General features: G+C 59.3%; 10 protein-coding genes. 2 read left to right on the top strand and 8 right to left on the bottom strand.

Annotated elements, in window-relative coordinates:
* Positions 1 to 218 precede the first annotated feature (218 nt).
* The 3 genes from K227x_RS10725 to nadB all read right to left on the bottom strand — a co-directional run bounded on the left by K227x_RS10725 (position 219) and on the right by nadB (position 4,246).
* Positions 219 to 1,235 carry an AAA family ATPase gene (locus tag K227x_RS10725; RefSeq protein ID WP_145169487.1) on the bottom strand — a complete coding sequence of 339 codons (1,017 nt, stop codon included), beginning with the start codon at positions 1,233 to 1,235 and terminating at the stop codon, positions 219 to 221.
* A gap of 243 nt (positions 1,236 to 1,478) precedes the next feature.
* A complete protein-coding gene (locus tag K227x_RS10720; RefSeq protein WP_145169486.1) occupies positions 1,479 to 2,450 on the bottom strand; it encodes a lipase family protein in 972 nt (323 codons plus the stop codon).
* A 122-nt stretch (positions 2,451 to 2,572) separates the two neighbouring features.
* The gene (nadB, locus tag K227x_RS10715) at positions 2,573 to 4,246 is read right to left on the bottom strand and encodes an L-aspartate oxidase (RefSeq protein WP_145169485.1); all 1,674 of its coding nucleotides are present in this window, start codon (positions 4,244 to 4,246) and stop codon (positions 2,573 to 2,575) included.
* A 203-nt stretch (positions 4,247 to 4,449) separates the two neighbouring features.
* Here nadB and pssA point away from each other — a divergent pair, with 203 nt between their 5' ends.
* Positions 4,450 to 5,442 carry a CDP-diacylglycerol--serine O-phosphatidyltransferase gene (gene pssA / locus K227x_RS10710; protein ID WP_391540445.1) on the top strand — a complete coding sequence of 331 codons (993 nt, stop codon included), beginning with the start codon at positions 4,450 to 4,452 and terminating at the stop codon, positions 5,440 to 5,442.
* 290 nt (positions 5,443 to 5,732) lie between these two features.
* A complete protein-coding gene (locus K227x_RS10705) occupies positions 5,733 to 6,398 on the top strand; it encodes a class I SAM-dependent methyltransferase (RefSeq protein ID WP_145169483.1) in 666 nt (221 codons plus the stop codon).
* A gap of 183 nt (positions 6,399 to 6,581) precedes the next feature.
* Here the strand turns inward: K227x_RS10705 and K227x_RS10700 are convergent, their stop codons facing one another.
* From K227x_RS10700 to K227x_RS10680, 5 genes are all read right to left on the bottom strand, one after another.
* Positions 6,582 to 7,412: a tetratricopeptide repeat protein gene (locus K227x_RS10700; protein WP_218933922.1), complete on the bottom strand. Its 831-nt coding sequence runs from the start codon at positions 7,410 to 7,412 to the stop codon at positions 6,582 to 6,584.
* Positions 7,409 to 8,008: a hypothetical protein gene (locus K227x_RS10695; RefSeq protein WP_246146732.1), complete on the bottom strand. Its 600-nt coding sequence runs from the start codon at positions 8,006 to 8,008 to the stop codon at positions 7,409 to 7,411. The genes K227x_RS10700 and K227x_RS10695 overlap by 4 nt, the downstream gene beginning before the upstream one ends.
* A gap of 109 nt (positions 8,009 to 8,117) precedes the next feature.
* Complete coding sequence (locus K227x_RS10690; RefSeq protein WP_145177681.1) at positions 8,118 to 9,890, bottom strand: polyprenyl synthetase family protein; 1,773 nt, start codon at positions 9,888 to 9,890, stop codon at positions 8,118 to 8,120.
* 150 nt (positions 9,891 to 10,040) lie between these two features.
* A complete protein-coding gene (locus K227x_RS10685) occupies positions 10,041 to 11,903 on the bottom strand; it encodes a prenyltransferase/squalene oxidase repeat-containing protein (RefSeq protein ID WP_145169481.1) in 1,863 nt (620 codons plus the stop codon).
* Positions 11,900 to 12,658, bottom strand: coding sequence for an HpcH/HpaI aldolase family protein (locus K227x_RS10680; RefSeq protein WP_145169480.1), 759 nt, complete (start codon positions 12,656 to 12,658; stop codon positions 11,900 to 11,902). Before K227x_RS10680 ends, K227x_RS10685 begins: the two co-directional genes overlap by 4 nt.
* Between the last annotated feature and the right edge of the window lie 13 nt (positions 12,659 to 12,671).

The raw sequence follows: 12,671 nt of genomic DNA, 5'->3' as shown, positions 1-12,671 counted from the left end.
ACATCCCAAATGAGGGGTGTGACTGTCCCTTCGAACCCGCATTACCGCGTGGCGATTGGACGATCGCAGGGGGGAAAAGTTCCCCTTTCAGTCAAGCAAGCGCTCAGAACCGCAGATTTGCTCGCAAATCGGACCGCCCCCCGAAGGATCAGGGCCGTCACAACCCCACCTGCCGCGGGGGACAAAAACGAGGTCGACGACAATTGCCGGGACGTTTTCTAGAAGTCGGATTCGTCGTCTTCTTCGTCGTCGTCGCGGTCCGGATGCATGGGATCGTCGGCATCAAAGAACAGGTCAGCCAGCCCCAATGGCACGGCGTCCCCCCCCAAGGTCCGGCGGCGACGCTGGGCCAATTGTTCCAGATCGACAGCGTCTTCGCCGAGACATTTTTCGAGCGCTTCCTGCCATGCATCGTCGCGGCCGATCGGATGATCCGGGTCCTGGATCATCCGTTTCAATGCAAACCGCAGCAGGTTGATGCCGTCACGCAGCGAAAAATCCAACTTCAATTGGTGCGAACGCTGCAGAAACTCGACCGTCATCGCCAACATTTCGGGTTCGGCGAAAGGCAGGTGGTACTGCAGAATCGCCATCTCGTCCTGTTTGTTCGGAAAGCCCACCCCCAGCGTCGGTTGCAGGCGGCTGAGGATGTAATCGGGAATTTCGAAGGTCGATTCGTCCTGGTTCATCGTCACCGCGGATCGAAAGTTCTTCGACGCATGGATCGTGACGCCAGCGACAATCGATTCGACCAACCGCCGACCATCGAACAGCGGCGCCAGCGATGCCCAGGATTTCTCGTTCATCCGGTTGCCTTCGTCCAGCAGGCAAATCCCGCCGGTGACCATCGCCGATACCAGCGGCGATGCGTGGTAGGCGATCTCGCCACCCTGCGACAACACCGGGGTGATCAACAGATCCTCGGGCCGCGTGTCAGACGTGCATTGATAGATGTACAGCGGGCGGCCGTGCGCCTGGGCCGCCGCGATCGCTAGCTGTGTTTTCCCAACCCCCGGCGAACCGACCAAGCGGGGTGTCAGCGGCAGATCGGCATCGTCGACCGTGATCCAGCAGGCCAACAATTGCATCAGGACTTCGTGCTGTCCGATCCATTGGCCAGGGGCACTGTATGGCTGAGCCAGTTTCAGATGGACCGAGTCGATTTTGACGAACCCGTTCTCGATGGCGTACTGGTCGGTCGGCTGTTCCGGTGGCGACGGACTCGGTGAGGTCATCCTGAGAAACTCTTGGGGTTAAGGTCGCCCGAGTCTGGGGATCCCCCCAAACCGTCGGACAAAAAGCAAAGGAGCGTCGCGGAAAAACCGCGATGCCATTCAGTACAAAACAAAGGCCCAACCAGTCGCCCGGCCCAACCAATCAGAGGTTCAAACGACAACCGGTTCAACCGACAACCGGCTCAACCGACAACCGGCTCAACCGATCCAGACGATCCAGACGATCCAGGTGATCGCCCCGGATCAATCGCCCGCCTGGCCCGTGGCCGCTTCGGACGCCGGAGCCGACTGCTGACGCAATTCGTCTTCGCGGGAACTGACGTCATCGGCATAGTGAGTGGCGTCCTTGGCGGAACTTCCCGACTGAACTTCGGCACGTTCTTCCTGGACCGCTGCCAGGATCGCATCGATGTAGTTGTGAATCGAGTGGTCCGCAAAGTGGTCAATTTTCCATCGCGTCAGACCACGCAAAAATCCTTTCCAGCGGTCGCGGCGACGGGCAATCATCCCTAGCTTGCGGATCTTCCCGTCACGGTTCAAGTAGACTTCGCGGCCACAGTGCCGATACCCCATCAAAATCGGCGGCACTCGGGTCACGATGTCGTTGTTGTTGACGAAGCGAAAGTGATCCAAGCTGACAAAGTTAATGTAGCGGCGATCGCCGACTCGCGGGCTGCCATAGGTAAACAACTGCTCGGGGTTGCTGTCGATATGCGACAGAAAGCACCGTCCGGAACAGATCGTGGCCATTGCCCCACCGAGCGAATGCCCACAAAACCACAGTGGTTGGTCGTTATTGATCAGTGCCGTTTCCAGCATCGGCCACAGGTCATCGACTTCCTGTTTGAATCCGCGGTGGACTTTCCCGGCGGTTTCGGCCAACACGGCCGCCGCGTTGGCGTCGGCTCGCACGTCATTCCATTCATTCGGTTCGGTCCCGCGGCACGCGATGACGCAATCGAACTGGTTGCGAAACCGATAGGCCTGGGACCCGTCGCGATCGTAAAAACTGACGTCCGGAAAGCCCAGAATCTGACAGGCCCGCCGAGTTTCGTCTTCGTCGTTGTACGCGATCATCGCCAGTTCGGCGAACAACAACGACTTTTCCAGGAACGTCAAATCACGAATCGGCCCGGTCAACCGCGAATGGATATGTAGCGGTACTTCGCCCGGATCCTGGACCGTGTCGACCGCGCCAATGGCATCTTCTAGCATCGAAAAAGGCTCCTTTCTTCTATTCGTTTTACTGCTGACAATGCGAAATGATCGGTTGGATCCGCAGCCGCCGGATCCACGGTGCCCCCCAACCGCACCGTGTCGCTGGAAATCGTTCGCGACTAGTTCTCGGCAGTAAAGGTAGCTTCGGTCGGTTTCGCCGGCAAAAACTGCTCGCTTCGTTGCGGATGACCTCCGTCGACGTCGACACGCATCGTCAGGTGACAGCGCCAGTGATCATCGTCAGGCACGGGGAAATCGCTGCGGAAGTGCACTCCCCGCGACTCGTTGCGGACCTGGGCGGCGTCCACGATGAAGGACGCGGTCAGCAACAAATTCTGCAGCTCCCATCCCTCGACACTCGTGAATTGGTGGGGCATCACGTAGGCGGCGAAGGATCGAATCGAATCCTCGGCCTCGCGAAGCCCCTGTTCGGTGCGTTCCACGCCGGCCAAACGTCCCATCAAACTTTTCAGCGACACCCGAACGTCGGCAACGTCAAAGGATTCGGCACCGTCGTGCACGGGGTGGGAAATCGGCAGAGCTTCCAACTTGCTGCGTTGTTCGGCCGCCATCCGCGATGCCGCTTCGCCCGCATGGGCGCCATAGACCAACCCTTCCAACAGACTGTTGCTGGCCAAACGGTTCGCACCATGCAGCCCGCTGCTGGTGACTTCGCCGGCTGCCCACAGCCCGGGCAAACTGGTGCGTCCTTGGCGGTCAACGCTGACACCGCCGATCAGGTAGTGCGCCCCGGGACGCACTGGGATACGGTCCGATGTGATGTCCAAACCAAATGTCTTGCAGGCTTCGGCGATGCCGGGGAACCGAGACAACACATGCTTGGGATCCAAATGGGACAGGTCCAAGTAGACGTTCGAATGCTTGGTCGCTGCCATCTGACGGATGATCGATTGGCTGACGACGTCGCGCGGTGCCAGTTCGGCGCGGCCATCGTATTCGGGCATGAACCGGTGCCCGTTGGTATCGACCAAGTGCGCCCCTTCGCCCCGCACCGCTTCGGTGATCAGCGATCGCGATGACCCGGCGATGTACAGCACTGTAGGGTGGAACTGAATGAATTCCATGTCGCGCAGTTCGACGCCGGCACGGTAGGCCAGCGAAGTACCGTCGCCGGTGGCGACCGAAGGGTTCGTCGATTCGCGGAACACTTGTCCCGCACCGCCGGTGCACAGGATCGTTTCCTTGGCCCAAACCATGACCGGTTGGCCCAACTGGTCGTAGATCAGGGCGCCGCGGCAACGGCCGTCATAGGTCAACAAATCGGCGGTGAAGGCATTTTCCCAAATGTCGATGTTGGCAGCCTTGCGAGTCCGTTCGATCACCGCGCGCATCACCTCGGCGCCGGTTGCATCGCCATGCGCGTGGACGATTCGCTCGCGACTGTGGCCGCCTTCACGGCCCAGCATCAGTTCGCCATCGGAATGGTCAAATTGCGTCCCCCAACGGACCAGTTCTTCGATCCGCCGCGGCCCTTCGCGGATCACCATGTTGACGATTTCAAGATCACACAGATTCCCGCCGGCGGCCAATGTGTCGGAAACGTGCGATTCGAAACAATCATCGGGATCCAAGACGCCAGCGATTCCGCCCTGTGCGTAATTACTGTTGGACTCTCTCAGTTTGTCTTTGGTCACCACCAGCACCGACTGATGGGATTCGACTGCGTTCGCCGCACGCAGCCCAGCTAATCCGCCGCCGATGACCAGGACGTCGGCGAAACGGTGCAGCGCCCGCCGCGAATCGAAAGGGGTCAAGTAACGAGGCGTAAACATCCAGTCATCTTTCTATGGGTTCGGCGAAAGTCGGCAGAGCGTAAAAACCTCCGCATATCGACAGGCTTCCGTTATAACGGATACGCTTGGCGACCATGAGTACGGCTACGATGGACCAAATCCACCCGCCGCCAACTGCGTCACCAGACAACTGCTGCTGGCCCACCCCCCGCCGATGGCGAATTGCCACCTTTTAGCAACTGATTTTCTTGATGAGCGAAATGAAACGTGGGCTCCATCCGCGGCCCAATTCCCCGCAAAACGATGACGACGATCTGGACGAGGGCCAGAACGAGGATGGATCGATGGATTCGCAGGAAAACAGCGGCGAACTTCCCATCGAACTGACCAGCGACGGTACACGGCTGAGCAAACGTCGCCGTCGCCGCAGACTGACCCTGGCCGTGCTGCCCACCCTGCTGACACTCGGCAACGGGGTCTGCGGACTCGCGGCGATCGCGGTCGCGATGAGCGAAAATCTTGCCTGGAGCAACGAAAAACAACTGCTGGTCGCCGGTGTGCTGATCTTCGGCGGGATGCTATTCGACGCCCTAGATGGCTCGGCCGCCCGGATGACGGGCCAAGAAAGTCGTTTCGGAGCCGAATTGGACAGCCTCTGTGACGCGATCACCTTTGGAACCGCCCCCGCGGTGCTGGTGTGGCGTTACAACGATATCCAGGCATTGCCGCTAAAGCTAACCTGGGCAATTGGGGTCCTGTTTGCACTATGCGTGCTGATTCGACTGGCTCGATTCAACGTCGAAACCGGCGACGAGGATTCCCACGAGGGATTCGAAGGCCTGCCCAGCCCGGCCGCTGCCGGCACCCTGGCCGCCTTTGCGATCGCCATGCCCGAACTGGCTGGCTATGCCGTCCCGGGAAATTATCCACAGCAGATCCAGCACATCGCCGAATGGACGATGACAGCATCGCATTACGTGCTGCCTGGGCTGGCGCTGATCCTGGCCTACCTGATGGTGTCTCGCTTTCAGTATCCTCACGTTTTCCAGCAATTGCTGCGTGGTCGCCGGGCTCCGAACCAAATTGGGCAAGCCCTATTCGTGGTCATCGGGGCGTTGGTGCTGCACTGGTTGGCACTTCCGATCGTGTTTTGCTACTACGCGTTCGGATCGCCAATCCGCACGATTTTGGTCCGTTACCGATCGCGGCAAACGAAGCCGGCGACACCGATTTAGCCGGATTGCGAGCCTGCCGCGTCCGAAAAACGTTCACTTCGACGCGTCATTTACTCGCTGAATCACTGATCCGATGGTGTCCCGATCACCGAATCAGTATGTATCAGGCTTGTAATAGCTGCCCGAAAACACCAGGGCGGGTCAACAAAGCCATGTCCAAGAGTCGAAAAAAGACGCTATTTTGAATCGGATCGGAACGCCGGTGCGATTCTCTGATCCAGAGACCACCAGCGTGAAACACCGCGTTTGCAGTGTTCCGATGTTTCGATGTCGTATGAGGCAATTGATTGATGCAACCAGTTTCGCTCGAGGACAAAAAGGTCCCGCAGCCCCACAGCAGCCCGTTCTACAACCACCTCGTGCCCGCCTACCAAGCATTGTGGCCAGCGGTGGCGAAGCGTCGAATCTCGGCTGCGATCAAATCGATGAACATCCCGGCTGGAGCTCGCGTTCTAGAAGTCGGCGTGGGTACCGGTATGTCACTCGAAAGCTATCCCACCAACATCTCGTTGACCGGGGTAGATCTTTCTGAAGCCATGTTGGCCGAAGCCGAACAGTTGATCGCCCAGCGGAATTGGAATCACATCGAAGTGATGCCGATGAACGCCGAAAAACTGACCTTCCCCGATTCCTCGTTTGATCTGGTGACATCGTTTCACACCATCAGCGTCGTTTCCAAGCCACAGCAAATGATGTCCGAGATCGTTCGCGTCTGCAAACCAGGCGGACGTGTGATGATGATCAACCACTTCCGCAGCGATAACCCGCTGATCGCAAGGGTCGTCGATTCGGCTGGCAACATCACCAAACGCCTCGGTTGGCGGACCGACGTCGAGCTTGACGATGTGGTCCGCGAATTGCCGCTGCGACTCGACAGCCGAACCAAGCCGAATCCGCTGTCGCTGTTCACCGTCATGCAAGCGACCTGCAAACCCGAACAGGTCGGCGGCCTCTAAACGCTGGCACCCACAAACGTCGTAGCGGAAGTCGTCAAGACTTTCGGCCTCGGATGTGAGATCACCGAAAGTCTTGACGACTTCCGCTACGAAATGCTTCACAGCGTTCGCCTAAACGGCTAACTAAATCGACAAACCGTTGGCGAGTTCCGCTACCCGAAAACCAAGGTGCAGCGGAGCCCACTACGGCAATACGGTCGACTGCCGCAGGTGCTCGGCATAGACGCGTGCGACGTCGCCCATGTAATGCGGCGGGGTATCTCGGCAGGCGGCGTCCATTCGGGCCTTGGCTTCCGCCAAATCACCCCAGGCGTCGGCATACAGGCCCAGGTAAAGCTCGCCATAGAACGTCGCTTCTTTCGCCGATCGCGACCCAGGTGAATCTCGATGGACTTGATCGATGCGGGCACGCACCGACTGGGTATCGCCGCTGGACAGCATCGCCAACACTTCGTTCATCGGTTCTCGCCCATCGCCCGGTGCGGGCAATACCATCTGCTTGGCCTTTTCCGGCGACTGGTCCTTCGCGATACACAGAAAGTGCCAAGCGGCATTCTCCACATCATTGGGATTCACTCGGCGGTGCTTGGCGAATTGATCGGCCGCCTCGTCGTACTTGCCGGCAAAATAGAGTGCGATCCCACGCTGCCATAAGTAGGGCATCTGGGACGGTTGGCGGTTCACCAAGCGATCGAATTGACGCACTGATTTTTGGACTTTCCCAGACCGCAGATAGATATCCCCCGCGGCCGCGATCGCTTGAACGTCGTCGCCATAGTCCGTGATCATCGCGTCGGCTGCCGCGGTGGCTAGCGAAAGCTTTCCCGCACGCAGCGATTCGCTGGCTTGAATCCGCAGCGATGACAGGGTTGCCGCCGGAACCGACAAGTCCGAATCAGCTTCCTTCGGTTGTTGGCCGATCGCAGCAATTTGTACCGCCGCGACCAACGCAAGCCAAACGCAGCCGACCATCGCACGTCGAAACACCGGCATGGATCCGAAAACAAACATCACGATGTCGCCCCCAACGGTGACGCCCCCGGCGGTGGCGCCCCCAGCGATGACTCGGGGGCCACGATTTCCAACAACTCGATCGCTGGTTTCGAATCGCAATAGATCAGTGCCGTTCGGCCGTAGGTCACATCGCCAACGCTGCACTTCATCAGGGCCGCCAAGCTGGGCCCAGCGTGCACTTTCCACAGCCCCAACAACTGGACTTCTCGCAGCACGTTGTGTTCGATCAGCACACGCCCCAGCGGAGTCTGTTGGCTTTCGATCCGCCGCCAAACCTCGTCGGCCAGGGCCATCGTGTCTAAGCGGACGATCCCGTACTGGACCACCTTTTTGGATTCGGATGTGACCAACGTGATTTCGCGGCTGTACCAATTTTCGTGCTGACGGCAACGATGGACCTCGACCCCGACGCTTTGCCCATGATGCGATTCGACCGTCACCGTCATGTGGGCGTTGTGATCCAACAGCGTGTCGAAAGGTGCCGGGACCGTCGTCTGTTTTTCGAATTCACCCAAGTCCGAATGTTCGGCGGGGGAATGATAAAACTGATCGATCAATTCACGAATCTCGACTCGAGAATCGCCTGACGAAGTCATCTGGCCCATCACATCACTTTCGGAAGTGCCGCTACTAAAATCAAACTGTCCAACCATCCATCGGGCCAACCCACGGGCTGCCTAGGCCGCAATCAAACGCCGACCGTTTTCACGGTGCGGGCGTGGAAAGCGGTGCAGAGACGCCCAACGATACCACGGCGGGCGAAGGCATTTCAGGACGTTCCAGAACGGTGTCGACCAAAAAGTAAAACAGACGACGAAGTTCATCGACGTCCAATTCATCGGCCACTTGTTCGGCACGAGCCTGGTGTTTGTCGACCAGCGCAAACGCCGTCTCGAACACGTTGGCCTTGTCGTAAAGTCGACGCACGCCAGAGAATCTTTCGTCGTCCGATAGCGGACAATCCGGCTGGGCCAACGAAAGCAATTCGGCCTGTCCGGATTCGTCCAACGCGGCCAGAGCCAAGGCCCACAGCAAGGTCGGACGACCGCCAAAAACGTCTCCGCCGGCCGACATTTTGTTGCTGTCGTCACCGACCCAATCGCCCAGGTCGTTCAAGATTTGGAACGCGACTCCCATGTTTCGGCTGAACGTCCGAATCGCTTCCCGATACGGCTGGACGTCGGTCGCCAAACGAATGCCGCTGATCAGCGCCGCTTCGAAGGCCGGCGAAGTCTTCAACGCGTAAACCTTTAGCGCATCCAGTGGCGTCAATCGACGATCCTTGGCATCACGCCACAGCAGTTCGGCGCCTTGACCTTCGGACAGTCGCAAATGGGCTGCCGCCAAGGCATCGACCACGTCGGCACGGGCTTCCGCATCGACCGTGTCGCCACTGTCGCCGCGGCTTAGCAACCGATACCCCAGACCGATCAAATAGTCGCCGACATTGATGGCCGTCGGCAAACCAAAGCGGCGGTGCACCGCCAACTGACCATAGCGGTACGCGTCATCGTCTTCGATGTCGTCGTGAACCAGGCTGGCCTTGTGAAACGTTTCAATGCTCATCGCCGCTCGTCGAACCGACATCGGGATATCGGCAACCGCCTGGGCAGCATCGGGGCCGGTGCATTGACCGCCCGTCATCGCATCGTACGCGGCCAATGTGATGAACGGCCGCGAGTGCTTTCCACCACGCGACAAAAAGTCGTATGCGATGTGCTCGGTCGCCGCGATCGCATCCATCGACTGGATGGTTTCCATCGTCACCGCGTCTTCGCCCAATGCGGCTTGGCTGCGAATTCGGGGCGCGACCTTATCCAACGATTCGGTGGAAAACAGGTCACCCGCCGCACGCATCAGATGCACGTAGCTGCGAGTCGCCTGGGCGGCCGGCTGGTAAGGCGTGCGAATCATCTGGTCGACCCAGGCTTCGTCGACCTTCGTGTTGCGGCAATCACTGCTTAGCAGCGGCACGGCCATGCAGGGGATACCGGCCAACAGAACCTTGTCGATCGCCTTTTCCAACACATTCAAACAGGCCACGCCGACGACGGCGTCGACATAGCCGCCGACGATGATCTTCATCACGACCGGCGATCCCTCGGCCACCAGCACGCGGTACCCCATTTCTTCGGCCAAGCCTCGGAAATCGGCAATGCTGCAGGCGCCACATTCTTTGCAGTTCATCCCGAATTGGTCGTATTCGGCCGGACAGCCCTCGGCATGTTTCAGGCAGTGCGGCAATAGGAACAGCCGCCGCTGGGGTGGGACCGACGCCAGCGCATCCTTCCAAAACGCGCTGCTTAGCATCACCATCAGCCAACCCAGGTACCCTTCGGGTAGATCGGCTTCCTGGATCATCCGTCTGGCGACCTGTTCCATTTCGTCCTTGGTCATCGGGACCGAACGGTCCAGCCGGCTGGCGACGTCTTCGCAGCGCGCACGCAGGCTTTCACGCAATTCCAGCGTTTCAGGCACATCCTTCAGGTGGCTGGTCTTACGTCGCGTCGACCGCGTGGACTCGCCAGGCGTCGTGGCGACGTAGTCGGTGGCATCAGCAGAGCTAGTATCGGTCGACAAATCGTCTACCTCAGTGGGTCACTGGAGGGCGGGATAATGGTGGGATGATCACTTCGACTGCAACGCCTTCCCCAATGCCGCTGCGGTAAAAATCAGAGGATACAGTCGTTCGTGATACCACAGCTTCGCAAAATAGAATCCAATCGGCCATGGCACACGGTGGCGACCGGATTCAATGCTGTCTAACAAAAAGCGAACTCCGGCGATTATAGCCTGATCCGCCCGATCATTCCCACCGCCGGCGGACACGATTGCGTCAACGGCTAAGGCGGTTTCTTCGACACTGCTGACCAAATGATCGCCACTTCCCGCCCAATAGCGGGTGATTGAGGGGCCTCCCCCCCAACCGCCGTCGTCGTTTTGGCTGTCAATCAAGTACTGTAACGCCATGTCGACTCCCCCATCAGATAGGGAAACCCGGCGGGAGGCCGCCAAAACCTTGGACGTTCCATAAACCGGATTGTCTTCGTCAGGCCGATCCTGATTCCCAAACCAAAGCGGCAACCAAGCCCCGTCGGGCCGCTGGCTACGCTGCAAAAACGCTCGACCACGGCGGATCGCGCCGTCGGCCGCGCCCGCAATGTCCTGGCTGGACCCGCACGAGACCGTCAAAGCACGCATCGCATGGGCTGTCAAATCGGTGCTGCTGCGGTCAAACGGCAACTTACCCCAGCCCCGACAAAACGTCGGCCAGCCGCCATTTCGGTTCTGCAGTTTGATCAACCAGCGCTGGCCACGAACGATCGCACGGTCGATTTCACGAACCAGATCTTGTTGACCAGCCGCCGATGGGGGCTCGGGACCGGTACCGGATTCGATCCAGCCTCGCATTCGTTCAAGCGCCAAGATGGCGCCCGGCGTATCGTCGCTGTCGGGCACCGCACCACTTAGATCCGTCCAACCCCAACCACCGGGTTCGGCGCCGGTGAACGGATGCCGGACCAAGTGCTGGCACGACAGATGCCACTGCACCAATTCACGACTGCACCATGCACCGTCATCATCCGGATCGGACGCCAACGCATCGATCGTCAGCGATGTCACCCAAGTCGCCAAGTTGGTGTCGATCGGCCAACTGCCATCGTCCAACATCGATTCACGCAGAAAACGCAGACCGTCGCGACAGACCGCGTGATCACCTCGCTGGGTCACCGCCAGACTCATCACCACGAACGATGTCAGCGGGGTGGCTTCGAGGTATCCGCCACTTTGCGGCTGCATCCGGCGCAGCACATCCATGGTTCGACCGATCGCCCGGGATCGCACCCAGCGCCAGGGGGCAAACGTGCGTTTGCCATGAAAGTGCCTGGCTTGACCGATCGCCACCAGCGCCGGGATGGCGTAGCTGACCACCGGCATCCGCAGCAACCGATACATCGATTGGGGAAACACGGCGGCTTCGAAAGGCAACGCCGCCACTTGGTCCCAATCAATCAATCCTGCGATCGCCATGTTGGTCATGATCGGAACCACAAACGTCTTGTCGGTTCCGTACCGCTGACGAAGCCCTGCGATGCCGCCGCTGCGCTGAATGTACGCATCGAGCGACGCCAGCGAATCGTCGCCCAAACGTTGCCCGACGGCCTGGTCCGCCAATGCCGAAGCCGCCAAGACCAGGTAGCTGGTCGCAATGTTGGATAGGCTGCGATCGGTGTCGCCAAAGCCACCATCATCGTTTTGGCACGCCCGCAAATAATTGACGCCGCGCGAAATCATTTCGCGATCGGAATCCGGCACCGCGACATCACCATGAACCACCAACGCAGCGATCGCGCTGACGGCCGTTGCGGTACTGAGTGCGGACGACGACAACTGACCAACCCAGTGCCCATCAGCGGTCCGCTGGTCCAGCAACTCGCTTCGCAATTGATCCAGCGCAGCCCGAGTTCTCGTACGTAATTCTTCGTTCATCGGGTGGGCAACTTTCGCACAGCGAAGGATTCGCGGATCAGCGTCACGTCGCATCCCGAAATCATCAGGTTGTAACCCCACTGGGCCGCCATCTGTTCCTTGGCGGGGCTTTCGGCGAAATAGATCCCTGCGCCCAATCCCTTCGCACGGACAATGTCGGCGACGCGCTGGGCCGCAGCTTGGAACCTCGAATCATCGTGCTGGCCCAAACATCCCAAGGTCGCGGTCAAATCGTAGGGGCCCACCAGGACTCCATCGACTCCGGCAACCGAAACCAGTTCGTCGCAGCGTTTCACGGCGATCTCGCTTTCGATCTGAAGAATCAAGCTGACGTCCCCACAGTGGTTTCGGCTGGCCACCATCATCGCTTCGTCGAGCGGTTGGCCCTGCATCGCCGCTGCGGCCCGTTGCCCTTGGATCGGACGCAGCTTTGCGGCCGCGGCGACTTCCTGGACCTGTTGGACCGTTTCGACATACGGCACGACAACGCCTTCGGCACCATCGTCCATCGCCGCTCGCACTAGCGCCGCGCAGGGTTTCAGAACCCGCACGATCGGCGCGATCCCGACCGCCCGGTATCCGACGCACATCCAGGCGACTTGTTCGCGGCTAAAACAATGATGTTCGCAATCGATGAAGGCGAAATCGATCGCCCCCGCCAATTGTCGGGGCCAATGTGGGCTGAAACTGGTCAATTGAAAACCGACCAGAGATCGTCCGGAACGAAATGCGTCTCGAAAATTTGCTTTGCTCATGCTGCGATTGTAT

The organism is Rubripirellula lacrimiformis (genome assembly GCF_007741535.1).
In the GTDB taxonomy this organism is placed as follows: domain Bacteria; phylum Planctomycetota; class Planctomycetia; order Pirellulales; family Pirellulaceae; genus Rubripirellula; species Rubripirellula lacrimiformis.
Note: the sequence above shows the minus strand (reverse complement) of the source record. Positions and strands in the feature narration are given on the sequence as shown.